Origin of the sequence: Paraliomyxa miuraensis (genome assembly GCF_026337845.1) — a bacterium.
Lineage (GTDB): Bacteria > Myxococcota_A > Polyangia > Nannocystales > Nannocystaceae > Paraliomyxa > Paraliomyxa miuraensis.
In genome coordinates this window covers 58,544-85,275 of record NZ_JAOVZF010000152.1, presented here as the reverse complement: position 1 = coordinate 85,275, position 26,732 = coordinate 58,544, and the positions used below count along the sequence as shown (strand labels likewise).

Here is a 26,732-nt window from a genome sequence, read left to right as displayed (position 1 = left end):
GCGACCGCCGCGTCGGAGCCCTTGAAGCCATCGAATTCCTCGCTCCAGAGCCATCGGAGACATGCGGTGCCGAGAAGCGGTCGATGAGCAGCTTCGGCTTGCTGGAGGTTGGACTTGCGCATCGTCCGGCTCGCTCGAGGGCCTCATATCACCGGGCTTGGACCTCATCCAGGCGTGCCAAGGCTTCGGCGGAGGACGCCTGCGCCCCCGGCATCTCGAGCGCTCACCGGTCGTGGCCCTGGTCCTGTCGATCGCGAAGTGATCGTCCTTCCGCCCTCGAGCACGTCCCGAGCCCCGGTGATACGATCGCCTCGCGGCCGTGGCGATGCGCCTCATCGAGTCCGACGCGTTCCCCTTCGAGTTCGTCTCCGCGATCGCCGAGCGCGAGAGCTGGCGCAAGGAGGTGCACCGCCCCGTCTACTATCTCCACAAGTGGTGGGCCAAGCGCCTGGGCAGCGTGTTCCGAAGCCTGTTGCTGGGCGCGGCCCTCGACGCCGACGAGGACTTGGGGGCTGCCTTCTATCGCCGGGCCTCGTTCGACGATCGGGCGGTGCTCGACCCCTTCATGGGCTCGGGCACCACCATCGGGGAGGCCCACAAGCTCGGCTTTCGTGCCTACGGCCGCGACATCAACCCGGTGGCGGTCGACGCGGCAAGGACGGCGCTCGGCCCCCTCGATGCGGAGGCGATCACGACCGCCTTTGCCCACCTCGATCGCACGGTGGGCGCGCAGATCCGCGAGCTGTATCGCACCACCGATCGCCGGGGCCGACCGGCGGAGGTGCTCTACCACTTCTGGGTCATGTGCGCGGCCTGCCCGCGGTGTCGCGCCCGGGTGGAGCTGCGCTCGTCCTACGTGTTCGCGAGCAACGCCAAGCCGCAGCAGCGGCCCGAGGTGCGGATCGTGTGTCCCGACTGCGGCGACGTGTTCGAGGGCAGGCATGGAGTGACCACCGTGACGTGCTCCCGTGGTCACCGTTTCGAAGCCACCGCGGGCCCCGTCCGCCGCAGCATGGCCACCTGCCGCCGCTGCGACGCGACCTTCAAGATCACCGACGCGATCGGCGGCAAGCGCCCCGACTATCACCACTACGCCAGGCTCGTCCTCACCGCCGACGGCCGCAAGGAGTACCTTCCACCGACGCCACGAGATGCGCTGGCCTACGCGCGATGCGGCGAGCGGCTCGACCCGCGCCGCCACGGGCTGCCCACCCTCGAGCTCGCCGACGGGCACAACACTCGCCAGGCCCTGGCCTACGGATTTCGCCGCTGGTCCGACTTCTTCAACGACCGCCAGCTGCTGGCGCTGTCGATGCTGCGCGAGGCCATCCTCGCCCTGCCCGAGCCCTCGACCCGCAACGCGCTGTTCACCCTGTTCTCGGGGACGCTCGAGTTCAACAACCTGTTTGCCTCCTACAAGGGCGAGGGCACGGGCGCGGTGCGCCACATGTTCGCGCACCACATCCTCAGGCCCGAGCGAGCGCCGATCGAGGCCAACCCATGGGGCACCGCCAAGAGCTCGGGCTCGTTCTCCAACCTGTTCCATCGCCGGCTGATGCGGGCGATCGCCCATCGTCGTGCCCCCACCGAGGTCGCGCTCCCAGGCTCGTTCGAGCGCCCGGTCTGCTCGCCACCGTTCACCGGCACCCTCGTGCCCTGGGCCCACCCGCTACCGCCGCGGTCGATCGCGCTGTCGGTGGGCGACTCGGCCCACACGGGACTGCCCGACGGCAGCGTGGATCTGGTGGTCACCGATCCCCCGTTCTTCGACAACGTCCACTACTCCGAGCTGGCCGACTTCTTTCGCGCCTGGCACGTACCGGGTACCCCACCCACCACGACGCGCGCCGAAGGGGAGGTCCAGGACGGCGACGCGGACCGCTTCGCCCACAAGCTCACCGCGGTGCTGACCGAGTGCCACCGCGTGCTCGCGGACGATGGCCTGCTGGTGTTCAGCTACCACCATTCCCGCGCCGAGGGATGGTCGGCGCTGGCACGGGCCATCCTGGGCGCAGGGTTCGTGGTGGTCAACGCCCACCCCGTCAAGGCCGAGATGTCGAGCGCAGCGCCCAAGTCGCGGGCCAAGGTCCCGATCTTGATCGACAGCATCATCGTGTGCCGCAAGGCCGGCTGCCCAAGACCCACGATCACGGTGGCGGCCGCACGAGCGTCTGCGCGGGCAAAGCTCGAGCGTCTGGCGGCCGCTGGATTCTTGCTGACGGCCAACGACGAGCTGGTGGTCGAGCAGGGGCAGCTGCTCACCACCCTTCGCCCGCCTGCGCCGACGGCGGTGCGAGCATCCGACTACGTGGTGCCGCCGGAGCTTCCGGTACCGGTGCCACTGCCCCCCGAGGAGCTTCCGGCGTCGGTGGAGCCGCCCGAGTCGGTCGAGCCAGCCGAGCCGCCGGTCGTACCGGTCGAGTCGACCGTACCGGTCGAGTCGACCGAGCCGGTCGAGTCGGCCACCCCAGTGCTCGACGGATCGGCGGTCGGGGGCAGCTCCACGCACAACCCCGACAAGCACGCGAGACCAGGATCGCAGCCACCGCCCTCGGTGCACTGGCAGGCCTCGGTGCCCGGCGAGCAGCCCGCGTCGACGCAGTGATCCGACGCGCAGATGAGGCCCGGATCGCACGAGCCCTCGGGGGTGCACGCACAGGTCTCCGTGCCCACGGGGCACGTGTCGGCCACGCACAGGTCGAGGTTGGTATTGCAGACGAACGGATCGTTGCACTTGCCGCCCGAGGTGCAGTTGCAGCCCTCGGTACCGACCGCGCAGCCGCCGGTCCCGTAGGTTCCCGCGTCGTCGTAGCCGCCCGTGATGATGCAGGCGGCGGAGCCCCACCCGGACAAGAGCAAGGAGAGCAGGAGGGTCGGTGCAGACGATCGAATGGCCATGGCTAGAGCCCCATGGTTCACCACGAACGCGCACCCGCCAAGGCCCACGTCCGATTTTATGGGCCCCGTGTGCCACAGCGCGCATGGATTCGAGGATGAGTACGGAGATCCCTCCACGCGCCGTGCACGGAGCGCGGCGCGCGAGAGGGCCGCCGAGAACGGCGTCATACCGCGCTGCTCCACAGAGCCGCGCTCATTCGCTCCCGCCTGGGCGCGCGGCCCGAGCGTCGTGGCGCCCCCGGCTGGTAGACTTTCGAGCCGAGGAGATCACGCGATGCACGGAGCCACCGCGATGCTGCTGGGCGCCGCCCTGGCCCTACTGACTTCGACCGCGGGCTGGGGCAGCGAGCCGGTACCCGATCACACCCCGCCGCCGCCGACCGCCGAGAACGAGGCGGAGATTCGCGCGTGCCAGGATCGCTGCAACGCCCAGGGCCTCGACGAGACCGACACCGCCACCTGCCGCCTCAACTGCCGCCAGTCCGTGCAGGGCCGCAACGAGAATCACATCATCCGATGGACCACGGAGAAGCCGGTGGGCGGCACGGTGCCCGGACAGGAGGCCGCGCCCACCGTGACCACGACCACCAAGGTCACCCCGGGTGGCACCACCGTACAGACCACCGCCACCACACCCAAGCCCGCCGTGGCGCCCCCCGCCCTGCCGCCCAAGGTCGAGGCGTCGCCGCGACAGAAGTACTACTTCGGGCTGTGCGACTGTCAGGACCGCTGCAACGGCAACCCCGACGAGTCGGCCCGCGCGCGCTGCAAGCTCCGGTGCCTGCGACTGCAGCCCGGACCACCGCCGCCTCGCGCAGCGGCTCCCCCATCCCAGGGATAGGCCCAGGGATCGGCCCAGGGATGAGCCCAGGGGCCGAGCTCACCGGGAGAGCTCGTAGGCCTCGAACACCTCTCGCAACCGCTCGAAGACCTGATCGCGAGACAGCCCAAGGTCTTCCAGCCGCGCGGCAGACCCGTCGGACGAGCGATGCCGACCGGCCTGCTCGGTCAGGGCGAGCTGCGCTTGCTCGGCCACCGCCGAGCGAGGCATGCCCAAGTGCTCGTAGACCCTCCCAACGGTCCCCATGGGATCGGCGACCAGATCGGAAAAGCGCAGGGTGATCCACTGCGACGATGGGATCCGTCGCTCCCAGCGAAGCAAGCGCTGGTAGGTCTCGATCACGAGCTCCGCATGCATCCGCCACATCGGGTGCTCGATCGGCATCTCGGGACGCTGACCGGGCGGAAGACCCAGGTAGTTGCTCACCCGGAACAATCGCACGGCCGACGGAATCACCTCGTAGGGCTGGCGCACGATGTGGATGAAGCGAGCGTCGGGGAACCGCTCCCACAGACTGCCGATCCGGCCGGCCGAGTGCACGTTCTTGGCGAGGTAGGTCCGTCCCGGGGCGCGATGGAGCAGCCGCTGCAGGGCGCGGTGGTAGGCCTCCATCACCGCGACCCGGGCCGCGGGTGGCTGATCGTCGAGCGCCGTGAGCTCGACCAGCTCTTCGCCGCGAGGGAAGAAGCGCAGCGACGAGGGACACATCAGGTGGCGGTCGAACAGCAGCGTGTCCTCCTCGAGCTCGCGGTGACGCACGCGATGGATCGGATCGGACTCGGCGAATCGCCCCTCCTCCCAGCGCGAGAAGCCCTCGGCGAGGCGACCACCGCGGTAGCGCTTGGCGAAGCCCCCGATGGCCTCGGCCGTGCGCAGCAGCGCGAGCGAGGGCAGCAGCGTCTCGTAGAGCCGCGGCGCGAACATCTGGGGATCGGCTGCGAGCAGCGAGTAGAGCAAGGTGGTCCCGCTCCGGGGCGGAGCGACCACGAACACGGGAGCCCGGACCTCGACGGCGCGAAACGATGGTGCGATCGCGTAGTCGAGCGCACGACCCACGTCGGAGATCGAGAGCCGAAGGACCAGATCACGGAGCAACCGCAGGCCCATGGAGGACAGCTCGCGCTCCTCGGGGGTACCGTGGCGGCGTACCTCGAGGTGCTGGCGAAGACCGCGGAGGAGGAGGGAGCGAGCGGGAGATCGGGACACGCGTCCCCACCGTAGCAAGCACCCGCCAGCCCTGCTATGCGCCCTTCTTCTGCTGCTCGTGCCGGTGCTCGGGATGCTCGTTGTACCAGGTCTCGATGGACTCCTGCGAGATCTCCACCACCAGCGGCTCGCAGTCCTCCGGCACCTTCACCTGACATCCCAGCCGGCTATAGGGCCGTACGTCGAAGCCCATGTCGAGGCGATCCTCCTCGTCGTCCTCCATCTCGGGCAGGTCGTCCAGACCCTGCCGGATGTAGCAGTGGCACGACGAGCACGCGCACACCCCTCCGCAGGCCGAGCCGAGCTTGGCCCCGTGGTCCTCGGCAATCTCGAGCAGGGTCTGGCCTGGCTTGGCCTCGACCACGGTGGTGGTGCCCTCGGGATCGATGAAGGTGATCTTGACCATGGCTGGGCTCTCGGGGAGTACGGACATTGGGCCGACGCTCAGGCTAGGGGCTCGGGCTCGTGACCAGCGCGGCGCTCGGCCAGCCGCTCCTCGTCGGCCAGCGCCGACTCGATCTCGGCCAGGCTCTTGCCCGACATGCCCGACTGAAGGGCGCGCTCCATGCGGCGACGGGCAAACGGCTCGCTGACCTTCTCGAGGCCCTCGCGCGCGGCATTGATCGCCTTGTGCACTTGCGGGCCCTGCGGACCCATGGCCTGCTCGGCGCGCGCCAGCGCCTCTTCGATGGCGGTGCGCTCCTGCGGCGGCAAGAGCTCGCCAAGGTGCCCCACCTCGTGCAGCGCGGTGCGAACGGCGAGCACCACGCGTCCCAGCTCGACCCGAGCTTCCGCCAGGTTGCGCGCGTCGTAGTCCTCCTCGGCGTGGTCGAGGCTCTCCATCACCAGCGCATCGACCTCGGCATCGCTGAGGCCATAGGTGGGCTTGACCTCCACCGTCTGCTTGATCCCGGTCATCAGCTCGCGCGCGCTCACGGTGAGCAGCGCGTCGGCATCGAGCTGGAACGAGACCTCGATGCGCGCCATGGAGGGCGGCAGCCGAGGCAGGCCCTTCAGCTCGAAGCGGGCCAGGCTGCGGCAGTCGGCGGCCAGCTCGCGCTCGCCCTGCACCACGTGGATCACCATGGCGGTCTGCTTCTCGGAGTAGTTGGTGAACACCTGGCGCGCGCCGATGGGGATGGTGGCATTGCGCGGGATGATCTTCTCGACGATGCCCCCCATGGTCTCGAGCCCGAGCGACAGCGGCACGACGTCGAGCAGGGTCACGCCCTCGCGCGCGCTGCCCGAGAGGATGTCGGCCTGGATCGCCGCGCCGTAGGCCACGACCTTGTCGGGGTCGATGTCGGAGAGCGGCGGCTGCTTGAAGGTGGCCTCGACCAGGCGCCGCACCAGCGGGACGCGGGTGGAGCCGCCCACGAGCACCACGCCGCGAAGCTCGCTCGGCCGCACTCCGGCGTCGCGCAGGGCCTGGCGGCAGGGGCCCACGGTGCGACGTGCGATGGGCTCGAGCAGCGCTTCGAGCTCGACCCGGCCGAGCCGATGACCGACAAGACCCGAGCGCGGCAGGTCCACCGTGACGGTCTCGGCCTCGGTGAGCGCCTCCTTGGCCGCGCGCGCGGCAACCAGGGCCTCCTCGCGCTGCCGTGCATCGTGCTGGCCGCTGGGCGGTGCCCCGGCGACCTCCAGCAGGTGCTGGGCCAGCGCACGATCGAAGTCGTCTCCCCCCAGCGCCGAGTCGCCGCCGGTCGCCAGCACCTGGAACACACCATCGCGAAGCCGCAGGATGCTGATGTCGAAGGTGCCGCCGCCGAGGTCGTAGATCGCGAACAGCCCCTGCCCGCCCCCATCGACGGACCGGTCCAGGCCGTAGGCGAGCGCCGCCGCCGTGGGCTCGGCCAGCAGCCGATACACCTCGAGGCCGGCGATCCGGGCCGCGTCCTTGGTGGCCTGCCGCTGCGCGTCGTCGAAGTACGCCGGCACGGTGATCACGGCACCCGCCACCGGCTCGTGCAGCTCCGCCTCGGCCCGCGCCGCGAGCACGCGCAGGATCTCGGCCGAGACCTCCATGGGCGTCACCCGTCGCGACGAGCCCGACCGCCCCGCCTCGAAGCCCGCGTCGACACCCACGTCGAACCGCAGCACCGACGACTCGGCCTCGACGTGCAGCCGGTAGGGATGCGCGAAGTCGATGTCGCTCGCCCCGCGCCCCATGAAGCGCTTGGCGCTGCTGATGACCCGCGCGGGCTCCTCCACTCGCCGGGCCGCCGCGCCATGACCGACCTCGACCGCGTCCTCGAGATACGAGACCACCGAGGGCAGCAGCGCCCTCCCCTGCTCGTCGAGCAGCTCGCGCGGTGCCGCCCCATGCGGAGCGATGGCCACCAGGCTGTGGGTCGTGCCCAGATCGATGCCGATCCCACGCCCCGGGTGTCGCGCTGGACCGCGCGGGCCTGCGTTGGGCTCCTCGATCTGGAACAGCGCGCCAGGGTCGTCCCAGGTGATGTCTTCGTTGGCCATGGTCGTCTCCCGGCGTCCGTCGCTAGCGCTCGACCTCGTCGTCGAGCTCGTCGAGCAGGCGCTGGAGATAGCGACGCTCGACCAGCGCCTCTGCGGCCCGACGCGAGTCGCCCTGCTGCAGAGCCGACACCGCGCGGTCGAGCGCATCGTCGAGCTCACCCTCGACGCCGTCGCGCAGCTCGTCGAGCGCCGAGGGACCCTCACGACGTGCGTCCTCCACCGCCTCGCGCCGCTCGATCATCTCCATCAAGAAGGCCTGGCCCATCGCGGGCGCGCCGCCCTCGGGCTCGCTGCTGTCGACGTCGATGCCGGCGAGCCGGCACAGGTACTCGGCCCTGCGCACGGGGTCGCGGAGCACCCGGTAGCCCTCGTTGAGGCTGGCGCTGCGCTCCATGGCCGAGCGCTGCTCGGCCGAGCTCGCGCCCACGAACCGATCGGGATGAGCCGCCTGCGCGCGCTCGAGGTAGGCCCGCTCCAGCGCGTCGCGATCGATCGCGTACTGGCGCGGCAGACCAAGCAAGCCGAAGTGATCCACCGCGCCCTCAGAAGGAAACGGACTCGCCACAGCCGCACGAGCCGTCGACGTTGGGGTTGGCGAAGCGAAAGCCATGCCCGCGAATGCCGGTCTCGAAGTCGATCTCGGTGCCACGCACCAGCACCAGGCTCTTGGGATCCAAGTAGACCCGCACCCCGTGTGCCGCCTCGACCACGGTGTCCTTGGCCCGCGGCGGGCCGTCCTCGAACTGGAACATGTAGGAGTAGCCGGTGCAGCCACCGCCGCGGATGCCGAAGCGGATCGCGGCCTGTGGGGTGCCGCGCTTGTCGAGCTGCGCCCGCATCACCTTGGCCGCACGCACGGTCACGCGCAGCGGCGAGGCGGGGGGCTCGGAGGCCGGCGCGCCGCTTCCGTCGGAGCCTGGGTCGTTCGTGATCTCGGCCAACATCGGGTCCCTTCACTCGGTGTGCGCTCGGCCGGCCGGATGCTAGGCCCCGCCGTGCTTCTTCTGGTAGTCGACGATGGCCGCCTTGATCGCGTCCTCGGCGAGCACCGAGCAGTGGATCTTGACCGGCGGCAGCGAGAGTTCCTCGGCGATCTGGCTGTTCTTGATCTCCATCGCGTCCTCGATCTTCATGCCCTTGACCCACTCGGTCACCAGGCTCGAGGAGGCAATGGCGGAGCCACAGCCGTAGGTCTTGAACTTGGCGTCGGTGATGACGCCACCCTCGACCTTGATCTGGAGCTTCATCACGTCGCCGCACGCGGGCGCGCCCACGACCCCGGTGCCGACGGACTCGTCGCCCTTGTCGAGGCTGCCCACGTTGCGCGGGTTCTCATAGTGATCGATGACCTTGTCGCTGTACGCCATCTGACTGTCTCTCCTAGTGCGCGGTCCACTGGATGGAATTGAGGTCGATGCCCTCCTGCACCATCTCCCACAGCGGGGACATGTCGCGCAGGCGGGTCACGTGCTTGCCGATGAGTTCCACCACGTAGTCGACCTCTTCCTGCGTGGTGAAGCGCCCGATGGTCATGCGCAGGCTCGAGTGCGCCAGCTCGTCGTCGAGCCCCATGGCCCGCAGCACGTAGCTCGGCTCGAGGCTGGCCGAGGTGCAGGCCGAGCCCGAGGACAGCGCCACGTCCTTGAGCGCCATCAAGAGCGACTCGCCCTCGATGTACGAGAAGCTCATGTTGAGGGTGCCGGGCAGCACGTGCTCCTCCGAGCCATTGAGCGTGACGTGCTGCACTTCCTCGCGCAAGCGGTCGCGCAGGCGGTTGCGGAGCGCGGCGATGCGCACCGACTCCTCGCCCATGCCCTGCCGCGCGATCTCGGCCGCAGCGCCGAAGCCGACGATGGCCGGCACGTTCAGCGTGCCCGAGCGGTTGCCACGCTCGTGGCCGCCACCGTGGATCTGCGGGGCCAGGCGCACCCGTGGCTTGCGACGACGCACGTAGAGCCCGCCCACGCCCTTGGGCCCGTAGATCTTGTGCGCCGACATCGACAAGAGATCGATGTTCATGGCCTGCACGTCGATGGGTACCTTGCCGAACGCCTGCACCGCATCGGTGTGGAACAACACCTTGCGGTCGTGGCACACCTTGCCGATCTCGGCGATGGGCTGGATGACCCCGGTCTCGTTGTTGGCGAACATCACCGACACGAGCACGGTCTCGTCGGTGATCGCGTCGGCGACCTGCTGGGCCGTGACCAGCCCCTGCGCATCCACGGGCAGGTAGGTGACCCGCTTGCCCTGACGCTCGAGGTGCTTGCAGGTGTCGAGCACCGCCTTGTGCTCGGTGACCACGGTGATGACGTGGTCGCCCTGCTCGTGCAGGTACTCGGCGATGCCCTTGATCGCGAGGTTGTTGGACTCGGTGGCCCCGCTGGTGAACGTGAGTTCCTTGGGCTCGGCCCCGATGGTCTGGGCGACCTGCTCGCGGGCACGCTCGACCGCCTCCTCGGCGGTCCAGCCGAAGGCGTGGGTGCGGCTGGCCGCATTGCCGTAGGCCTGGGTGAAGAACGGCACCATCTGGTCGACCACGCGCTGGTCGACGGGGCACGTGGCCGCGTAGTCGAGATAGATCGGAGTCTTGACGGTCATGGGGATTGCCTCGGATCACGACCCGACGGCGCAACCCCGAGTGGGGCGGCCGGCGATGCGGTGACGCTGGGAGGAGCAGTGACGGTGGAGGTCCGGGCGGTGGGCGCGGTGGTGAGGCGCACGCCCGCCACCAACGAAGGCGCACGGGTGTCGGAGTGCACCGGAGAGTCGCAGCTCGCACACCCCTCGAGATCGTGCTCGGAGGTGCACACGCGACACCCCTCGAGATAGGCCAGGCTCTCGGCGAGGTCGCGCTCGAGCTGCAGCAGGCGCTCGACCTGCTCGCGGGTCTTGAGCAGGCGGCTACGGAACATCTCGCGCAGGCTCTGCATGGCCTCGGGCGCCGTGCCCGACGACTCGACGGTGGCGATGAGACCCTGCACCTGGGTGAGGCTGAAGCCCATGTCCTGAAGCTTGGAGATCCAGTAGACGCGAGCGAGCTCGTCGGCCCCGTACAGCCGAAAGCCCCCTTCGGATCGCGCCGAGCCGAGCAGGCCCAGCTCTTCGTAGTGCCGCAGCGCGCGGACCGACTTGCCGGTCTTGCGAGCGAGCTCGCCGATCTTCATCTGGCCCGAGGCGCTCGAGCCGGAGGTGCGGCGGCTGGGGGTGGAGGCGCTCATGACGGAGACTGCGTGCTTTACGCAACCCTGACCCTAACGTTACGTCAGCTCAGGGATCAGCCCCGAGGATGGCGAGGACCCACGAGGGTGTCAATGGCCCCGTCGTGGCCCCGATAACAGCGATTCGCCATCCCGCGCCCTTGGCTGCCCTCGGAGGCCAACTCTCACGCATACGTGAGGGTTGGGGCGGAGTCGACCGGCGGAAACTCATGGCCCCATTGCGCCGGGGTCGCCTCGCCCAACGGGCGAGCTCGGGTTCGAGCCTCGGTTCGAAACGGCCGACGCGCCGCCGACCGTAGCCGAGCGACGCGTCGTGCCGTCGATGCGAGTCCGATGAGTCGGCCTGCTACTCGCCCTTGTGCTTGCCCTGCCCCAGCCGCTTGGGCACGCGGACCGTGGGCTTGGGATCTTCGGTGGGCTTGGGCGGCAACGGCCGCGTGGGCTCCACGATGGGGCTCTTGGGATCCTCCTGCGGATCCTCCGTGGGCTTGGGCTCGACCGGATCCGCCTTGGGCTCGACGGGCGTGGTCACCGGCCGCTTGGGAGCAGTGGTGGGCTTGAGCTCGGGCTCGGGATCCTCGGGCTTGACTCCCAGGTCCTCGGCCAGCGCCTTGTTGCTCGCCCCCATGGTCAGCGGGACCGCGACCGCGGCCACGGCCATCACCGCCCCCACGCCGCTGCCGACCATGTAGCCCGGACCCTCGGTGCCGGCGCGAGTCTTGTAGGCCCACGCCATCGGCGAGGCCGCGTACGCGGTGGCGAGGCTGGCGAAGGCCACCGCCGGGTCACCGCCGTCGGCCACCGTATGCGCCGCGTCGAGGGCCGCGCGGCCCTCGTCGGTGGCACGGTTGCCGATGGCCTGCACCGAGATGTGGATGACGGGCTCGGCGCCGGACTTGGCGATCCACATGGTCGCGCTGGAGAGCGGCGCGGCCAGCCCGGCCAGTGCCAATAGCTGGTCGGGCGGCGCCGTGGGAACGTCCTTGAGGGCCGAGCGCACCAGGCTGTGCATCTGGGCGCCGTGCAGGAAATCCATCGGCATGTGCATGATGAATCCCACCTCGCCCTTGCCCAGCCCCTCGGCCAGCTGCGGCGGCAGGCTGTCGAGGGTGGCGGCGCTCGGACCTCCGGCGCTCACGTCGAGCAGCTTGCCCACGTGATCCTTGTCGGGCCCCACCGCCAGCGTGAACACGTCATTGGCCGCAAACGCCCAGGCGTCGGCGTGCAGGCCGGTGTAGCCCTTGAGCACGTCGAGCTCGCTGAGCCCCGTCAGCCCCAGGTGCATGGCCTGCGCCGTCTTGCCGCCCCCCTCCACGGGGACCAGTTCGAACGTCACCGACGACCCGGGCAGCTCGGGGATCGACTTGGGCACCTGGGCCTTGCCCATGTCCACGCCCAAGGTCAGCGCGCCCTCGAGGGCTGCGGTGTCGGTGGTGCCGGCCTGGAAGATGAGGCCGCCCGGATCCACCGAGCCGGCCAGCACGAACTCGCCGGTCATCGACTTGGTGACCGACGCGGCCATGGGGTTGCTGCCCGCGGGGCCCATCGACTTGGTCATCAGCTCGGGGCTCACGCGCCCCCAGATGAAGCCCGCGCCGGGCTGCACCTGAGCCAGGGTCTTGGCCTCGCCCGGAGTCATGCCGGTGCGCAGTTCGGCCAGGTCGGGGTTCTTGGGGGTGGAGACGGCCATGTAGAGCTGGCCGGGGATCGTGCTGACGGCGAAGTAGACCTCGTCGGGCTCGCCCTTCTCGATGTGCGCGACCACGTTGGCGTCGTCGAGGTTCACGCCCGGCAGGGCGGCGGCGAGCGAGGCGCGGGTGGGCGCGGGATCGGTGGACGGCGCGTAGGCATCGACCTCGGCCTGCGAGTCGGAGCAGACGTTGAAGCCCGGCACCGCCTCGATCGCCTTGCACTTGAGGTCGCTCAGCTCTCTCTCGCCGGTGGCCTTGCCCACCGCGACCAGGGCATTGGGATCGGCCGCGTTGAAGATGATGTAGGCGTTGTTGGCCGGCGTCTGGACGATCGCCGCACCTTCCTTGAGCTGGATGCCCGAGCCCTCGAGCGCCGCCTTGATGACGTCGGTCTTGGCCTTGGCCTCGGCGAACGCCTCCTTCATGTCCTGCAGCTCGCGCTCGCCGGCAAACGGACCGGTCTCGAGCGTGCCCATCGGGCCATCGAGGAAGCGAGTGCCCTCCTCCACGTACTCGGCCACCACGGTGGCGTCACGAGCGATCATGAATTCGGCACCATCGGGCACCAGCGAGAGCATGAGATCGAGGCCGGTGTGCAGGGCCTCGACCGGGATCGGCTCGACGACCGCCTCGACCACCGGCTCGGTCGGGGCATCGCCACCGTCGGCCTTGGCCTCACCGCCGCCGTCGGCCTTGGCCTCACCACCACCGTCGGCCTTGGCCTCCTCGGGCTTGTTCTCGGCCTTCTCTCCTCCGGTCAGCTCCTCGAGCTTGTTGCAGCCGGGTGCCACCCCGAGGGCGAGCACGGCCGCAAGCGACACCAACGATCGTTTCGAGCGCATGGCCGCGGAGCATACAGGCTTTCCTCGGCCGTCAACAAAGGCGCGATCCGCCCCGTAGTGGCCCCAGGGCGCAGTCGCGCAGGGTCCCGCCGAGCCCGCCCAGAAACGTTGCTCCCCGGTCGCAGGGGCTCGTCCGAGATCAGCGTCACCCGGCTCGGGGGCCGCCCTACGAGCCCCCGGAACCGGCCGCGGCCGCCGAGGTCTGGCGATCCACTTCGGAACCGCTTCACTCCGGGGGCGAGGCCGCGCTAGCGTGCACGACGCGAGGAGGATCGCCGATGGGCTTTTCCGAGAAGATGCGCGAGAGCCTGGGGGCCGAGGGGGCCCGCGTGCACGTCAAGGCGCCCGAGGGCGCGGTCGAACGGGGCCAGACCGCGACCGCATCGATCACCATCGTGGGCGGTACCCGACCGGCGACCGTCGACACGCTCGTGGTGCGCATCGTCGAGGCCGATCGCCACTGGATCCGCGACGAGGACGGCGCGCGGGTGAGCGAGCAGGACGCCCAGGCCATGGGCGACCGCAAGGGCCTGACGGCCGGCTGGGATCGGCACCCCGTGGTCGAGCAGCGGGTCGAGCTGGCGCGTGCGATCGAGCCGGGCGCGGAGCACGAACTGACCGTCGACATCGAGGTCCCTCAGTGCCAGGCGACATCGCCGTACTGCAGCCATACGCTGAACGTGCGGGCCGACATCAAGGGGCAGATCGATCCGGCGGGCAACGCCCGGATCGCGATCCAGTAGCGTCGGGCGATCGTCTCGCATCGATCACGAGCCGAGCTGGTCGGTGACGTGAGCACGCCCCTTCGGCCCGGCGGGTGAGGGCAAATGCCACAGTCTGGCAAGACGTGTGTGTCATTGTTGATCAGCACGTCCCGCTCGAGGCGCGGCCGTGCGGCTGATCGGCGAGCACGGTGGTGACCAATCGCGGTTGGCCGTCGACTTCCGGCGGGGCCTGGTTCTTCTCGGGCAACTGGCATGCCCTGTGCAGTTCTCGTGAGGCCATGGCGGAGGACAAGCACAAGCCGACGAAGAACGAACGGGTCGCGCGGCCATCGGCGACGCCTACGCCAGACGATGGGGGCGAGCCGAAGCGCGAGCAGGCCGCACGGCCAGCGCCGACGATCTCGCTGGAGGAACGTCCGGGCAACAACCGGTCCGAAGCTCAGCTCGGCAGCGCGAGATCGGAAGACATGGGTCACGCCGGGCTCGATCAGATTCGGGAGATCCTGTTCGGCCCCATGTACCGCGAGCTCGAGCGCGGACTCCTTCGTCTCGACGCTCACCTGGCCGCACGAGCCCGCGATCTCGAGGAGGAGAGTCGTCGGCGCACGGAAGTGCTCGAGCTGCACCTCAAGAACGAGACCGCCGCCATATCGTCCCGCCTCGACCGGGAGCTTGGCGAGCTCGGTGACGCCGTGCGCAGGATCGGTCGGGAGCACCGCGAGGCGATCGCAGACGTGGAGCACAAGCTCGCCAGGCTCGAGGAGTCCGGCGCCAGGAACGACCGCGAGCTGCGGCACCAGCTCCTGGAGCACGCCAAGTCGTTCCTCGACGAGACCCAGCGCTTGCGCAAGGAGCTGTTTGCCATGCTGCAGCAGGAGCTCGGTCTCGTGGAAAGAGAGGTCGCGGAGGATCTACATGACACGAGGGAGACCCCCCGACACTGGCTCCGGCCGGCCCGCGCCGAGGAGGCGCTGGGGCGCAGAAGCCAGCAGGGATGACGCGACCAGCCTGGCCGAGCTGCGACGCATCGTCATGGGGCCCGAGCGGGTCCGGCTCGAGCAGCTCGAGGAGCGACCAGTCGCATCCCCGGACACGATCGGCGACATCCTGCCGGAGGCGTTCGCCCGGGCGAGCACGACCCGCCAGCGAGTGCTCGCACTCGCCGTCGAGCCGGTGATGGCCACCGCGGTGCGCACGGTCGTTCGCAAGGACGCGGACTTCCTGGGGGAGCTCCTCGCCCCGACCATCGGCGCCGCGGTCCGCAAGGCCGTGAGCGAGGCCATCAAGGCGATCCTCCAGAGGTTCAACGAGGCGCTCGAGCGCAGCCTGTCGGTCCGGAGCATACGGTGGAGGATCGAAGCACGTCGTACCGGCCGCCCGTTCGCCGAAGTGGTCCTGCTGCACACGCTCGTCTACCGCGTGGAGCAGGTGTTCCTCATCCATCCGACCACGGGCCTCGTCCTGGTGCACGTCGCCGACGAGAGCTGCGCAGTCCGGGACCCGGACCAGGTGGCCTCGATGCTCGAGGCCATCGACGCGTTCGTTCGCGAGGCGTTCCGGCCCCAACCGCCCGGCGTGCACCTCCACCACGTCGAGGTCGGAGACCTGACCGTGTGGGTGGATCGCGACGCATCTCTTGCCATGGCTGCCGTGGTTCGCGGCGTCCCGCCGCGGGCGCTGGGCGAGTGGCTGTACGAGGCTCGACAGCGGGTCCGCTTGGCCTATCAGCCGGAGCTCGAGCGGTTTCGCTCGGATGTGTCACCGTTCGCTCCGGCCCGGTCGCTGCTCGAGCCCATCCTCCGCTCGGCGCGCCGTCCCGCGCCTCGCAGGGCCCATCTGTGGCTCATGCTCCTCGTCGCGGCCATCGCCTCGCTCGTGGGCGCCCTGGTCGACCGCGCCATCGGGCAAGCACGGCTGCTCGACACATACGTGGACCTCTTGCAGGCGGAGCCGGGAATCATCGTCACGTCCGCGACGCGGGATGGAGGACACGTGCGACTCGAGGGGCTGGCCGATCCCCTGGCGTCCCACCCGAGCGACGTGCTCGAACGCCGCGGTCTGACGGCGCCCGAGCTGACCTTCGAGCCGTTCTCTTCGCTCGATCCGCGGATCGTCGAGCGGCGCGCCCAACAGCGGCTGCACCCGCCCGCGGGCGTGATGCTGACCCTTGGCGACGCAACGCTGCGCGCCGCCGGCGTGGCACCTCGCGCCTGGATCACGCAGGCGCGATCGTTGGCCCTCGCGGTCCCCGGCATCGAGCGCTTCGACGACCAGGCACTGCGAGCCGAAGAGGCGGACGTCGAGGTACGGGAAGACGTCGAGGAGGAGGCGAGGGTCGCGGCGCTCCGGGCCGCAGCGAGGGCATTGGAGACGACGACCCTGTACTTCATGCGGGGCTCGGCCGAGCTCACGCCCGATGCAGCGCTCGACCATGCACGTGCACGGTGGCACGCGCTGGTCACCGCGGCCGACGCAGCGGGTCTGCCGATCTGCGTCGCGATCGTGGGCCATACGGATCCGACCGGGTCACGACGAGCCAACCAAGCGCTCAGCAAGGCGCGAGCGGCTCATGTGGCCCGCGCGTTGGCCATGGACGATGCACGAGTGCAGATCGTCGGCGCCGGGGCGCTGCACGACGCGCGTCCCCTGCACCGGGCGCGCCGCGTCACCTTCTGGGTGGATGTCGGCGCCGGCTGCCCGAGCCCCGACGGGAGGCGCGATGATTGAGAAGCTCAAGGTCTGCATGATCGGCGCGACGGCCGTGGGCAAGACGAGCCTGGTGGCGCGGTTCGTCAGCAGCGTGTTCAGCGAGCGCTACGCCACCACCATCGGCGTCCGGATCCACACGCGGCGCGTCGCGCTCGGCGAGCGGCAGGTCGACTTGATCATCTGGGATCTGAGCGGCGAGGACGAGTTCCAGAGCGTGCAGCCGTCGTACCTCCGCGGCGCGTCCGGATATCTCGTGGTCATCGACGGAACGCGACGCGAGACCATGGATGCTGCGATCGCCCTGCAGGAACGAGTCCGCAAGACGATCGCCGATGCGCCGTTCGTCGCAGCGCTGAACAAGACCGACCTGGCCACCGCGTGGGACCTCGCCGACGAGGAGCTCGCCGCGCTCCACGGCAGGGGCTGGAGCCTGCTGCCGACGAGCGCAAAGACCGGCGAAGGCGTCGAGGAGGCCTTCGATCGGCTGACCACCAGGATGCTCGCACGACAGGCGGACTCATGGACATGAGCGCAGTGATGGCCGTGCTCGAGCGACTGGTGCTCGAGCGCCTCCCGGACGGGCGCTTCGTCCGGCGAGGGACCCTGCCCGCATGGTGTCGACGGCTCGGTCGGCCGGCGCTGCGAGCTCCGATTCCGGTCGTCATCGGCGAGCTGTTTCCCTGCCTGGATCCGTTCATGGAGGCCGCCGAGGTGGTCTGGCGTGGCGAGGCGGGCGCCCGGGTCTCGTCCGGGTTCTGGACCGACACGGACACGGACGGCGCCGAGCTCCACCTCGAGGCGCTCGCGGTCCGGGTCGACGGGGCCGAGGTGCTCGTGGTCGCGCACGACGAGCGCCTGTTCCGAGAGCAGCAGCGTCTGCTGCAGCGAGCACGCGAGCTGCGCCTTGCCCATGACGCACTGCTGCGCGAGATGGAGCACAAGGACGTGCTGCTGCACACGATCGTCCACGAGCTCGCAGCGCCGCTGCACACCATCCTGGGCATGCTCTCGCTGCTCGACGAAGCGCCTCGCCACGCGTCGGGTGTGCAGGCGATCGACAGCGCCCTCGCAGCGGCGAGGGAGCAGAAGCAGGTGATCGGCGAGGTCCTCGAGGCGTTCTCGGCCGAGCACGCGCCGCCCGCGGTCGCGCTCGCCGATGCCCCGGATCTGCGCCTCGTCCTCGACCGGGTCGTCCGAGAGCGACAAGCCGTCGCCGCCGAGCGGAACATCCGCCTCGAGCTCGCCCCGGGGGCGCCACTGCACCACGTGGTGGCCGAGCACGACCGGCTGGTCCGCGTGCTCTCGAACCTCGTGGACAACGCGCTGTGTCGGAGTCCGACCGGCGGCACGGTCCGGCTGACGGTGCGACGGGAGGGTGCGTGGGCCTACGTCGTGATCGACGACCAGGGGCCCCCGGTGCCGCTCGAGCGCCTGTCGCGACTGTTTGGGACGCTCGCACTGCGCCGGGACGCCGCCGTGGCCTACGGAGGGCTGGGTCTGTTCTTCTGCCGCATCGCGGTCGAGCGATGGGGTGGAGGCATTGGCTACGAGCCGAGCGAGCACGGCGGCGCCAGGTTCTGGGTGCGCTTGCAGGGCAAGGACGGAGATCACGATGACCGATCCTGACGAGGGCACGACGCGGGACGCGAAGCTGCGGCAGCAGACGGCCCGGGCGCGAGCGGTGGAGGAGCGCCTCGAGCGCTCGTTGTCGCTGCTGCGGGGCGTGGTCGAGACCACCACCGATGGCCTGATGGTCGTGGATCGGACGGGGAAGATCACGCTGGTCAACGAGCGCCTGCTGGCGCTGTGGGACCTCCATGTGCAGGAGGTGGAGGGGGCGGACGAACGGGAGATTCTCGACGCAATGATCGCGCACGTGGAGGATCCCGACGGCTTCCGCGCGGGCGTGCTCGGGCTCCAAGATCAGCCGCAGCGCGAGTCCATGGACGTCATCCGACTGCGGGACGGGCGGGCGTACGAGCGCCATACTCGCCCGCAGCGCATTGGTGACGCCGTCGTCGGCCGCATCTGGAGCTATCGGGACGTCTCGGAGCAGGAGCGTCTGCTGCGTCGTGCGGTGTTCCTGGCCGACGCGACGCAGCTGCTCGTGTCCGTGGACGTGGAACGAGCGCTCGACGCCGTCGCGAAGCTCATGGTGCCCGACTTCGCCGACCGTTGCATCATCGACCTGGTCGACGAGGGGACGCCACGGCGCTCGCTCGCGGTCTCACGCGCTTCCCGGAGCCCGAGCTCGTTCGCGGTGCACCCTTGCGTGCTCGAGGGTCAGCCGGTCCTGTACCAGGTCGGCTCCACTTCCCATCTCGGGGTTCCCATCGGCGTCGAGGATCACGTCATCGGTGCCGTCACGCTGGCCGCTCACCCCCATCGCAAGTACACGCAGATCGACCTCGAGCTCGCCGAGGAGCTCGGGAGTCGCATCGGCCTGTGCATCGACAATGCTCGACTCCATCAGCGTGCACGAGACGCGCTGCGCATTCGGGACGAGCTGCTGTCGATCGCCTCGCACGAGATCCGCGGGCCGATGACGTCCTTGCACCTCGCCGTACAGCTGCTCCGTGCCGGTCACATCCCGCCGCACGCACAGGCCTCGACCCTGGATCTCATCGAGCGCGAGGGCCAGCGCCTCTCGCGTCTCGTCGACGAGCTGCTCGATGTCGGCCGGATCCGCGCAGGCACCCTCCGGTTCGAGTTCGAGGACGTGGACCTCGGAGAGGTCGTGCACGACGTGACCAGCCGGCTCGGTCTGGAGCTCGCGAGGGCGGGCTCGGCCCTCGTGCTCGAGCTCGAGGACCGGGTGCGCGGCGTGTGGGACCGCCGCCGGCTCGACCAGATCGTCACGAACCTCCTGTCGAACGCCATCAAATTCGGTCTGGGCCGGCCCATCACCGTGTCGGTCTCGACTCGCGACGAGCTCGCGATCCTCGTCGTGAGCGACCAGGGAATGGGCATGACGGCCGAAGTACGGGCACGCATCTTCCGGCCGTTCGAGCGTGGGGTTCCCGTGCGTCACTATGGCGGGCTGGGCCTGGGACTGTACATCGTCAAGACCCTCGTCGATGGCTTCGGCGGACACATCAGCGTCGAGAGCACGCTCGGCACCGGGTCGAGATTCACGGTCGAGCTGCCGAGAGTGAGGACGGCGGATGCAGACGGCGCCATCGATCCTCGTCGTTGACGACGACCAGGACATCCGCCACGTCATGGCGGTGGCGCTCGGCGTCCTGGGGTATGCCGTCGAGGTCGCGGCCAATGGGCTCGTGGCGAGCCGCCTCCTCCTCGACGGCTACCGCCCCGCGCTCGTGCTGCTCGACCTGATGATGCCCGGCATGGATGGAGAGAGCCTCCTCGCCATCATGCGACAGAACCCCGACACGGCCGACATCCCCGTCGTCATCATGTCCGGCAACCGGGTGACTCCGGAGAAGGCGGCAGAGCTCCACGTCGAGGGGTACCTGCTCAAGCCCTTCGACTTCGACGAGCTCGCGCGAATCCTGGCGCGAGCCCTGGCGTGACCGGTGCCGGGCTGGGAGTTCGCACGGCCGCGCGTCCGAGCCCCGCCGGTCACCCCACCGGCGGGTAGGGCTCGCACATCGTGGTCTCCACCGCCTCGACCACCGCGTCGGCCAGCGAGACCTGCCCCACCAGCACCAGGTCGATGTCGTAGACGCCACCGCCCGTGGCCTGCGGGATCGGATCCATGCCCATGTAGGGGCTCGACCAGCCCATCGTGACGTCCTCGCACTCGCACATGCCGCCGATCTGGCCCGCAAACGAGAAGTCACGGATCTCCCGCTGCTGCAGCGCCATGGCCGTCTCGGCGTAGCCATGCTGGATCATCACCCCGTTGCCGGTGGTGGGCCCGTCCCAGAACGTGTCGTCGGTGGTGTGGATGACCAGACGCAGCGTGCTCTCGGCTGGACGCCACTGGAAGCCCGAGGCCGCCACGTAGATCGCATCGAGGCTGTTCTCGGGCCAGGTGCTGTTGAAGTTGCCGCCGCCCACCTGCTGGTTGCTGGCCGTGAACGCGCTCCACGAGTTGAAGTCCTGCTGCAGCACCGCCACGCTGTCATAGGGCGCCCCGGCGTTGAGCAGCGCGAAGTCGTCCACGAACACCACCAGGCCGTAGTGCGGCTCACCGGGCAGGTCCATGGCATCGAGCGCCTCGTCCACGAAGATGATCTCGGTGGCGAGCTGATCGAGGAACGGGCCCATCGTGGTCGACACGTCCATCACGAACACGATGTCGACGTCCTGATCACAGCCGGTCATGCCTTCGGTGATGTTGGGCGCGTCGCCCACCGGCATCACGTCGAGCTTGCCGCCGGTCTCGCTCGCCCCATCGGCCGGTGTGGTCGTGGCCGAATCGCTGGTGGACATGGGGAGATCGTCGGTGGTCACCCCAACCGCGGGCAGGGTGGTCTCGGTCTGCTCGTCGGGCCCGTTGCACGCCGCGGCGCCTGCGACGAAGGCAGCGCCCACCGCCAGGATGCGCATCCCCCGTTGTCGACTCGTCATGTCGTCCACCCTCCCGTGGAGATCCTACCGCCCTCGCTCCGCCTGCGGTAGCGTCGGCCCGGGATGAGCAAGAGCGCCAGCCCCACCTTGCGCCTCGGCATCGATCTCGGCACCACCCGCACGGTGGTGGTGGCCAGCGATCGCGGTCGCCATCCCGTGGCCAGCTTCGACGTGGGGGGCGCATTCCAGGACCACCTGCCGGGCGTGGCCGCGTTCGCCGACGGCCGCTGGTGGTTCGGCGAGCAGGCGCGCGCACGCATGGCCACGCCCTCTCCCGAGACCTTCGCCCATGCCTCGGTCAAGCGACTGGTGAGCCGGCTGCCGCCCGACGAACCGATCCCGGGGGCGCCCGATGGCACCACCGCGCTCGGGCTGCTCGAGCGCTACGTGGGCTGGGTTCGACACATGCTCACCTCCCGCAGCAACCTCCGGCTGCCCGCCGACGCCGTGCTGCCCGCAATGGTGGCGGTGCCCGCCAACGCCGGCACCCGCCAGCGCTACCTCACCCTCGAGGCGTTTCGTCGCGCGGGCTTCGACGTGCTCGGCCAGGTGGGCGAGCCCACTGCGGCCGCCATCGAGTTCGCGCACCGCGAGCCGGTGGTGCTCTCGCCTCGCAGCCCCAAGCGCTACGTGGTGGTCTACGATCTCGGGGGCGGGACCTTCGACACCGCCGCCGTCTCGCTGCAAGATCGCCGCTTCGAGCTGCTCACCTCCGAGGGCATCGGCCGCCTCGGCGGGGCCGACTTCGACGCCGTGATCCTCGATCTGGTGCGCGAGACCCTGGAGGGCGACGTGCCCGCGGCCCGACTCGACGCGCTGCCCACCGCGGCCGCGCTCGAGCTGTGCCGCGACGCCAAGGAAGGCCTGCGCCCCAGCAGCCGCCGCCTGGTCGTCGACATGAGCCCCCTGCTCCCACAGGCACCTCCCACCATGATCGCCACCGAGCGGATCTACGAGCGCTGCCGGCCCTTGATCGCCCGCACCGTGGCGCTGGTGGACGAGCTGTTCGCGCGCCTGCCCCAAAGCGGGATCGATCCCGAGGACCCGCGCCAGCTCGGGGCGCTCTACCTGGTGGGCGGCTCGGTGGCGTTCCCCCCGGTCGCCCGCGCGCTGCGGGAGCGCTACGGTCGCAAGATCAAGCTCTCGGCCCAGCCCCATGCCGCCACCGCCACGGGGCTGTCGGTGGCGGCCGATCCCGAGGCCGAGATCCGCGTGCGCGAGGCCACCACCCGACACTTCGGGGTGTGGCGCGAGGCCGAGGACGGGCGCGAGAAGATCTTCGATCCGATCCTCAGCAAGGACGCGCTGCCCGACGACGACGAGGGCTCGCCCCGAGGCGGCGAGGGCTGGGTGGTGCAGCGCCGCTATCGCCCCGCGCACACGGTCGGGCACCTGCGATTCCTCGAGTGCACGCGGCTGTCGGACCAGGGCCATCCCGACGGCGATCTCACCCCATGGCAAGAGCTGCGCTTCCCCTACGACCCCGCGCTGGCCGAGTTCCCGCTCGACGAGCTGTCGGTGGAGCGGCGAGCACCCGACGTGGAGATCGTGGAGACCTACCGCCGCTCGAAGGATGGCACCATCACGGTGGAGATCGACAACCCGGCGGCATCGCTCCGACGCCGCTACGTGCTGGGAGCGTTGCGCTGACAACGCATGAGCAGGGAACACCGAGTGAGCGAACGAGCATCAACGATCGAATCGAGGCTGCGGGTGATGACCGTGCGCCCCTACTGGTCGCGCATCCGCACTCGAATGGTCGCGATGATGGACAGGGCGGGGCTGTACGTGGACGAGGACCTCAAGGTGGAGAACGGCACCCCGGACGAGGACGCCATCCAGCAGATCCTCGACACCGATCCCGACGTGCTGCTGGTCCCGTTCAATGCGCACCGCGACGCCGAGGGCAAACCGCTCGACGGGCTGACGCTGTGCCGAAGGCTGTCGGAGACCACGGGTGCCCGCCCGTTGCCGGTGCTGATGCCGGTCTCGTCGATGGGGGCCGCCATCTTGCGCCTGATGAGCACCACGGGAGTCCACGCCGCCGCGTACGCCGACCTGCTCGCCGACCGCATCCTCGTGCTCGAGGAAGACACGCTCGACGACCCCGAGGTGCCAGCGCGGGTGGTCGCCCACGTGCGCCGCATCAGCCACATGGGGGGATGAGCCAGGGGTGAGCACCCCTCCGTTCCCTGGCTCCACGACGGGAGCGAGCGCCACGGAACGACGAGAAACGCGCCCCCGTTGCCGCTCAACGCCGCGGGTCGACGGCCGACCTTTCGCCACAGCCCTCGGCCGGCATAAGATCCCCCCATGGCTTCTGGACGCGCGTGGCTCGGCTCGCTCTGCTCGCTCGGCACCCTCTGCATGGTGGGAGGGGTGCTGCTCGTGCCCGGCACGGCGCAGGCCCGCCGAACGGTCTTCATCAACCTCGACCCCGAGGTGCTGGTCAACACCAACGGCCAGGACCCCACGACCAACTCGTACAACACCACGGGCTTCACCCCCGGTCCGATCAGCGGCTGGCCCACGATCACCGAGGACGACAAGACCGAGCTGCTCTACTGGTTCAAGGAAGCCTCGGTCCCGTTCGACATCGTCTACACGTTCGATCGCCCCCCGGCCGGCACGCAGTACGACATGGTGGTGACCGGCACCGCGGCCGACAACATGGCGCTGTTTCCCGGCCTGGGCTGCTCGGGCGCGATCGGTCTGGCCGACTGCAGCGACGGCAACCTGGAGAACGTGAGCTTCTTGTTCTACGGCTGCATGAACGCAGCCGACCAGGCCAACATGCACCGGGTGGCCTTCACCGCGTTTGCGGCGATGGGCTTTGGCTGGGGCCTCGAGAACCTCACCGGCACCGGCCAGATCATGGCCGGCTACTCGATGAACGCGCTGCAGTTCGGCAACACCTGCAGCAACATCTCGGGCGGGCAGATCTGCCCCGGACAGCACCCCGGCTGCTCCGATCCCCAGCAGAACTCCACCTCGGATCTCATGGCGCGGATCGGTCCACGGGTCGACGATGGCCCCCCCGTGGTCACCTTCCTCGCGCCCATGCACGGCGAGGTGGTCCAGCCCGCCATCACCGTGAACGCGGCGGTGGGCGACCTGTTCGGAGGGCTGGAGGTGCAGCTCGAGATCGTCGAGGTCCCCGGGATGGTGCTCGTCGACGAGCGTCCGCCCTACGAGTGGAACCTGGCCGGAATCCCCCAGGGCACCTGGACCCTGCGCGTCACGGCCATCGACGCGGACATGAACGTGACGGTGGAGGAGATCCAGGTCTGCGTGGACCTGCCCGAATGCGGCGTGGAGCCGCCCGATGGCAGCACCGGGGCCGACGACACGGCCGGCGCCACCGCAGGCGACGAGTTCACCACCGAGGTGTTCGAGCCCGAGACGAGCACCAGCACCGGGGCCGGGAGCAGCACGGGCCCGGATACCGTGCCCCCGCCCCTCGCCACCACCACCACGCCTTCGCAGAACGACACCTTCGGCAACGAGCCCGACGTCGGTTGCCAGTGCCGAGCGAATGACGGGAGCGGCGGGCCGTGGCCCGGCCTCCTGGGTCTGTTGATGCTCGGCGCCTTCACTCGACGCGAATGAAGGTCCACGGGCGCTCGAGCAGCCCGCGCTCGCCGAAGGCCCCGGTCAGCGCCGAGTCCTCGCGGTTGATGAGCAACCAGCCCTCGCCGCGCCCCCCGTGACCGTCCTGCCACGTGAAGGTCGCTCGGTTGCCCGCAATGGGCTCGCCGGCCGTGCCCACGGGCACCAGGTCCTGCTCGAGCAGCAGCACGTACTCCACCGCCACGTTCTCGCCCTCGTAGAGCCCGCGATAGCGTCCCTGCCCCAGGGAGGTGATGCTCAGCAAGCCCACCTCGCCCTCGACCTCGCCGATCCACTCGCCGCTGAAGTCGCTGGGGCGCTCGTAGGCCTCGGCCGGGGGGATCGACGAGGCCTGAGTGCCGTCGTCCCTGCAACCCAAGGCCAACAGCCCCCACAAGGCGAGGCCGCTCCATGGGATCGCGCGCCGCCCCGGACGACGACGCCGAGCCGCCCCGGACGCCGGGAGGGGCTCCGCGGCGCGGAGGGCTGCTGCTGAGCGAACGAGCGGCACGAGAGGCGGCATCTATACCCCAGGGGCCGAGCGCTCGCGCCGTGGACGCGGCACGATTACAATCCGCTTGCCAATGGCCGACGACGCGCGACTCGCTCACCCTCGGGTTGGCTCCCGGTGGGCTCCCCTGGTGGCTCTGGCCCTGGCCCTGGGGCCCGCGCTCGGGCATGCCGAGCCCCCCATTTCCGATGCCGCAGGCCCCGCTCCGAGCGAGGTCGCCTCGACGGCCGAGGACGAGCCGACCGCAGGCCCTTCGACCACCGAGCCCGAGCCCGAGCCCGAGCGGGCCAACGAGACGCCGCCGGCCGAGCCCACCGAGCCCGAGCCCCAGTCCGAGCCGAGCGCGGAGGACGAAGTGGTCGAGGACGACACCGAGGTCGAGGACGAGGCCACCCCCGGCGCGGCAGGCCCCACGGCGGAGCCCCTGCGGCCCATGCAGACCGCCGCGTGGTGGACGATGTTCGGAGCGTTCGCAACCGGCACCGCGGCCGGGGTGCTCTCGGGCCTGGCCGAGCGCCAGGAGGATCGCGCGGTGCGGCTGTCGACCCTGTACGATCTGGAGACCGGCGCGCAGCCCCTCTACGCCGACCGCAAGGACGAGTACGAGCAGTACCTGCAGCGGGGCGAGGCCTACGCCAGGGCTGCGATCGGAGTGGGCGTGATCGCGGGCGTGGCCACCGTAGCCGCGATCACGCTGTTCGCCATCGATGCGCGGCGGCAGCGTCCCGAGCGTCGCCGAACCGCGTTGCGCGTGCGTGGCGGAGGAGTGGAGGTGAGGTTTTGATCGGCCGCGCGCGACCTCCCCGGCTCGCCCTCGTGCTCGCGCTCGGCTGGGCGCTGGGCTCGACCGGCGCCTGCTTCGACGCCCCCATGCCGGCGGTCCAATTCAGCTGCGACCCCGACGAAGCTCCCGCGTGTCCCACCGGCTACACGTGCGAGGCCGACGGCTGCTGCCACCGCGATGGCTCCAACGTCGACGAGCACCGCGGGCAGTGCCAGCTCGGCGGCGCGATCTCGGGCTCGGGCACCGGCCCGACGCCCACCACCGAGGGCTCGACCGGCGAGAGCACGAGCGAGGCGACCGGCGAGAGCACGAGCGATTCCACCGGCGGGACCACGAGCGGGAGCACGACCGACAGCGGCTCGAGCAGCGATGGTGGGAGCTCGTCGGACAGCACGAGCACGGGCTGAGCTCCTCTCACCCCGCAGCACGCTCGATCGCGCATCCCTCGACCGTAGCGACCCACTTCGAGTCATCGATTGTAAGGACATCCCGCAGCAGCGCTCATCGGGATCGTGGCGCAGATCATCGATTTCGGTGTTTCGCTGACACCCGTGCGTGGGATCATCGTAGGGACGCTCGTGATGCATCCGAATGGGCGGAGCCACGACTAGTAGCTTGCGGACACGATCCGTCCGCGACCTCGTGTGTGAACCGGAGGAGCCACATGTTCGGCACCATGCA

Annotated in this window: 25 protein-coding genes; 14 read left to right on the top strand and 11 right to left on the bottom strand. The window is 70.0% G+C overall.

The genetic code is table 11. The features are described 5' to 3' along the window. Nucleotides 1-325: 325 nt before the first annotated feature. On the top strand, nucleotides 326-2,605 hold the full coding sequence (locus tag OEB96_RS19710) for a DNA methyltransferase (RefSeq protein WP_266218098.1): 2,280 nt from the start codon (nucleotides 326-328) through the stop codon (nucleotides 2,603-2,605). Nucleotides 2,606-3,172: 567 nt separating this feature from the next. Beyond that, nucleotides 3,173-3,739, top strand: coding sequence for a hypothetical protein (locus tag OEB96_RS19705; protein ID WP_266217851.1), 567 nt, complete (start codon nucleotides 3,173-3,175; stop codon nucleotides 3,737-3,739). Nucleotides 3,740-3,778: 39 nt separating this feature from the next. Here the strand turns inward: OEB96_RS19705 and OEB96_RS19700 are convergent, their stop codons facing one another. The 9 genes from OEB96_RS19700 to OEB96_RS19660 all read right to left on the bottom strand — a co-directional run bounded on the left by OEB96_RS19700 (nucleotide 3,779) and on the right by OEB96_RS19660 (nucleotide 13,177). Further along, nucleotides 3,779-4,945: a sulfotransferase family protein gene (locus OEB96_RS19700; protein ID WP_266217849.1), complete on the bottom strand. Its 1,167-nt coding sequence runs from the start codon at nucleotides 4,943-4,945 to the stop codon at nucleotides 3,779-3,781. A 34-nt stretch (nucleotides 4,946-4,979) separates the two neighbouring features. Continuing rightward, complete coding sequence (locus tag OEB96_RS19695; protein ID WP_266217848.1) at nucleotides 4,980-5,378, bottom strand: 2Fe-2S iron-sulfur cluster-binding protein; 399 nt, start codon at nucleotides 5,376-5,378, stop codon at nucleotides 4,980-4,982. 11 nt (nucleotides 5,379-5,389) lie between these two features. Beyond that, entirely contained in the window at nucleotides 5,390-7,423 is a 2,034-nt protein-coding gene (hscA, locus tag OEB96_RS19690; RefSeq protein ID WP_266217846.1) for a Fe-S protein assembly chaperone HscA, read from the bottom strand. A 22-nt stretch (nucleotides 7,424-7,445) separates the two neighbouring features. Continuing rightward, on the bottom strand, nucleotides 7,446-7,958 hold the full coding sequence (gene hscB, locus OEB96_RS19685) for a Fe-S protein assembly co-chaperone HscB (RefSeq protein WP_266217844.1): 513 nt from the start codon (nucleotides 7,956-7,958) through the stop codon (nucleotides 7,446-7,448). Nucleotides 7,959-7,965: 7 nt separating this feature from the next. Then, on the bottom strand, nucleotides 7,966-8,367 hold the full coding sequence (locus OEB96_RS19680; RefSeq protein ID WP_266217843.1) for a HesB/IscA family protein: 402 nt from the start codon (nucleotides 8,365-8,367) through the stop codon (nucleotides 7,966-7,968). A 39-nt stretch (nucleotides 8,368-8,406) separates the two neighbouring features. Then, entirely contained in the window at nucleotides 8,407-8,790 is a 384-nt protein-coding gene (iscU, locus tag OEB96_RS19675; RefSeq protein WP_266217841.1) for a Fe-S cluster assembly scaffold IscU, read from the bottom strand. 13 nt (nucleotides 8,791-8,803) lie between these two features. Continuing rightward, entirely contained in the window at nucleotides 8,804-10,024 is a 1,221-nt protein-coding gene (locus OEB96_RS19670; protein WP_266217839.1) for an IscS subfamily cysteine desulfurase, read from the bottom strand. Then, complete coding sequence (locus OEB96_RS19665; protein WP_266217838.1) at nucleotides 10,021-10,644, bottom strand: MerR family transcriptional regulator; 624 nt, start codon at nucleotides 10,642-10,644, stop codon at nucleotides 10,021-10,023. The genes OEB96_RS19670 and OEB96_RS19665 overlap by 4 nt, the downstream gene beginning before the upstream one ends. 346 nt (nucleotides 10,645-10,990) lie before the next feature. Beyond that, on the bottom strand, nucleotides 10,991-13,177 hold the full coding sequence (locus tag OEB96_RS19660; RefSeq protein WP_266217836.1) for a hypothetical protein: 2,187 nt from the start codon (nucleotides 13,175-13,177) through the stop codon (nucleotides 10,991-10,993). Nucleotides 13,178-13,455: 278 nt separating this feature from the next. Between OEB96_RS19660 and OEB96_RS19655 the strand changes: the two genes are divergently transcribed. From OEB96_RS19655 to OEB96_RS19625, 7 genes are all read left to right on the top strand, one after another. Further along, the gene (locus OEB96_RS19655) at nucleotides 13,456-13,920 is read left to right on the top strand and encodes a sporulation protein (protein WP_266217834.1); all 465 of its coding nucleotides are present in this window, start codon (nucleotides 13,456-13,458) and stop codon (nucleotides 13,918-13,920) included. Nucleotides 13,921-14,369: 449 nt separating this feature from the next. After that, the gene (locus OEB96_RS19650) at nucleotides 14,370-14,900 is read left to right on the top strand and encodes a hypothetical protein (protein ID WP_266217833.1); all 531 of its coding nucleotides are present in this window, start codon (nucleotides 14,370-14,372) and stop codon (nucleotides 14,898-14,900) included. After that, nucleotides 14,818-16,629, top strand: a complete 1,812-nt coding sequence (locus tag OEB96_RS19645; RefSeq protein WP_266217831.1) for an OmpA family protein — start codon at nucleotides 14,818-14,820, stop codon at nucleotides 16,627-16,629. Before OEB96_RS19650 ends, OEB96_RS19645 begins: the two co-directional genes overlap by 83 nt. Then, complete coding sequence (locus OEB96_RS19640; protein ID WP_266217829.1) at nucleotides 16,622-17,140, top strand: Rab family GTPase; 519 nt, start codon at nucleotides 16,622-16,624, stop codon at nucleotides 17,138-17,140. Before OEB96_RS19645 ends, OEB96_RS19640 begins: the two co-directional genes overlap by 8 nt. Further along, a complete protein-coding gene (locus OEB96_RS19635) occupies nucleotides 17,131-18,237 on the top strand; it encodes a sensor histidine kinase (protein WP_266217827.1) in 1,107 nt (368 codons plus the stop codon). Before OEB96_RS19640 ends, OEB96_RS19635 begins: the two co-directional genes overlap by 10 nt. After that, nucleotides 18,224-19,807 carry a sensor histidine kinase gene (locus OEB96_RS19630; protein ID WP_266217825.1) on the top strand — a complete coding sequence of 528 codons (1,584 nt, stop codon included), beginning with the start codon at nucleotides 18,224-18,226 and terminating at the stop codon, nucleotides 19,805-19,807. Before OEB96_RS19635 ends, OEB96_RS19630 begins: the two co-directional genes overlap by 14 nt. After that, nucleotides 19,776-20,144 carry a response regulator gene (locus tag OEB96_RS19625; protein ID WP_266217823.1) on the top strand — a complete coding sequence of 123 codons (369 nt, stop codon included), beginning with the start codon at nucleotides 19,776-19,778 and terminating at the stop codon, nucleotides 20,142-20,144. The genes OEB96_RS19630 and OEB96_RS19625 overlap by 32 nt, the downstream gene beginning before the upstream one ends. A 49-nt stretch (nucleotides 20,145-20,193) precedes the next feature. Here the strand turns inward: OEB96_RS19625 and OEB96_RS19620 are convergent, their stop codons facing one another. Further along, on the bottom strand, nucleotides 20,194-21,147 hold the full coding sequence (locus OEB96_RS19620) for a vWA domain-containing protein (RefSeq protein WP_266217821.1): 954 nt from the start codon (nucleotides 21,145-21,147) through the stop codon (nucleotides 20,194-20,196). Nucleotides 21,148-21,210: 63 nt separating this feature from the next. Between OEB96_RS19620 and OEB96_RS19615 the strand changes: the two genes are divergently transcribed. From OEB96_RS19615 to OEB96_RS19605, 3 genes are all read left to right on the top strand, one after another. Beyond that, nucleotides 21,211-22,797: an Hsp70 family protein gene (locus OEB96_RS19615; RefSeq protein ID WP_266217819.1), complete on the top strand. Its 1,587-nt coding sequence runs from the start codon at nucleotides 21,211-21,213 to the stop codon at nucleotides 22,795-22,797. A 66-nt stretch (nucleotides 22,798-22,863) separates the two neighbouring features. After that, complete coding sequence (locus OEB96_RS19610; RefSeq protein ID WP_266217817.1) at nucleotides 22,864-23,313, top strand: PleD family two-component system response regulator; 450 nt, start codon at nucleotides 22,864-22,866, stop codon at nucleotides 23,311-23,313. 147 nt (nucleotides 23,314-23,460) lie between these two features. Next, nucleotides 23,461-24,756, top strand: a complete 1,296-nt coding sequence (locus OEB96_RS19605) for a hypothetical protein (RefSeq protein WP_266217815.1) — start codon at nucleotides 23,461-23,463, stop codon at nucleotides 24,754-24,756. Here OEB96_RS19605 and OEB96_RS19600 read toward each other — a convergent pair. Further along, entirely contained in the window at nucleotides 24,740-25,135 is a 396-nt protein-coding gene (locus tag OEB96_RS19600) for a hypothetical protein (protein ID WP_266217813.1), read from the bottom strand. The genes OEB96_RS19605 and OEB96_RS19600 overlap by 17 nt on opposite strands. Before the next feature lie 262 nt (nucleotides 25,136-25,397). On the opposite strand from OEB96_RS19600, the gene OEB96_RS19595 reads away from it, so the two are divergent. Further along, entirely contained in the window at nucleotides 25,398-26,051 is a 654-nt protein-coding gene (locus tag OEB96_RS19595) for a hypothetical protein (protein ID WP_266217811.1), read from the top strand. 32 nt (nucleotides 26,052-26,083) lie between these two features. Further along, entirely contained in the window at nucleotides 26,084-26,458 is a 375-nt protein-coding gene (locus OEB96_RS19590) for a hypothetical protein (RefSeq protein WP_266217810.1), read from the top strand. The last annotated feature ends 274 nt before the right edge of the window (nucleotides 26,459-26,732 follow it).

Bases quoted from the DNA above. Each gene is read 5' to 3' on its own strand.
- OEB96_RS19705 (WP_266217851.1), top strand. From the start codon at position 3,173: ATGCACGGAGCCACCGCGATGCTGCTGGGCGCCGCCCTGGCCCTACTG.
- OEB96_RS19680 (WP_266217843.1), bottom strand. From the start codon at position 8,367: ATGTTGGCCGAGATCACGAACGACCCAGGCTCCGACGGAAGCGGCGCG.
- OEB96_RS19670 (WP_266217839.1), bottom strand. From the start codon at position 10,024: ATGACCGTCAAGACTCCGATCTATCTCGACTACGCGGCCACGTGCCCC.
- OEB96_RS19620 (WP_266217821.1), bottom strand. From the start codon at position 21,147: ATGACGAGTCGACAACGGGGGATGCGCATCCTGGCGGTGGGCGCTGCC.
- OEB96_RS19635 (WP_266217827.1), top strand. From the start codon at position 17,131: ATGGACATGAGCGCAGTGATGGCCGTGCTCGAGCGACTGGTGCTCGAG.
- OEB96_RS19695 (WP_266217848.1), bottom strand. From the start codon at position 5,378: ATGTCCGTACTCCCCGAGAGCCCAGCCATGGTCAAGATCACCTTCATC.
- OEB96_RS19610 (WP_266217817.1), top strand. From the start codon at position 22,864: ATGACCGTGCGCCCCTACTGGTCGCGCATCCGCACTCGAATGGTCGCG.
- hscA (WP_266217846.1), bottom strand. From the start codon at position 7,423: ATGGCCAACGAAGACATCACCTGGGACGACCCTGGCGCGCTGTTCCAG.
- OEB96_RS19650 (WP_266217833.1), top strand. From the start codon at position 14,370: ATGGGTCACGCCGGGCTCGATCAGATTCGGGAGATCCTGTTCGGCCCC.
- OEB96_RS19640 (WP_266217829.1), top strand. From the start codon at position 16,622: ATGATTGAGAAGCTCAAGGTCTGCATGATCGGCGCGACGGCCGTGGGC.
- OEB96_RS19645 (WP_266217831.1), top strand. From the start codon at position 14,818: ATGACACGAGGGAGACCCCCCGACACTGGCTCCGGCCGGCCCGCGCCG.
- OEB96_RS19615 (WP_266217819.1), top strand. From the start codon at position 21,211: ATGAGCAAGAGCGCCAGCCCCACCTTGCGCCTCGGCATCGATCTCGGC.
- OEB96_RS19630 (WP_266217825.1), top strand. From the start codon at position 18,224: ATGACCGATCCTGACGAGGGCACGACGCGGGACGCGAAGCTGCGGCAG.
- OEB96_RS19605 (WP_266217815.1), top strand. From the start codon at position 23,461: ATGGCTTCTGGACGCGCGTGGCTCGGCTCGCTCTGCTCGCTCGGCACC.
- iscU (WP_266217841.1), bottom strand. From the start codon at position 8,790: ATGGCGTACAGCGACAAGGTCATCGATCACTATGAGAACCCGCGCAAC.
- OEB96_RS19625 (WP_266217823.1), top strand. From the start codon at position 19,776: ATGCAGACGGCGCCATCGATCCTCGTCGTTGACGACGACCAGGACATC.
- OEB96_RS19655 (WP_266217834.1), top strand. From the start codon at position 13,456: ATGGGCTTTTCCGAGAAGATGCGCGAGAGCCTGGGGGCCGAGGGGGCC.
- OEB96_RS19710 (WP_266218098.1), top strand. From the start codon at position 326: ATGCGCCTCATCGAGTCCGACGCGTTCCCCTTCGAGTTCGTCTCCGCG.
- OEB96_RS19660 (WP_266217836.1), bottom strand. From the start codon at position 13,177: ATGCGCTCGAAACGATCGTTGGTGTCGCTTGCGGCCGTGCTCGCCCTC.
- OEB96_RS19665 (WP_266217838.1), bottom strand. From the start codon at position 10,644: ATGAGCGCCTCCACCCCCAGCCGCCGCACCTCCGGCTCGAGCGCCTCG.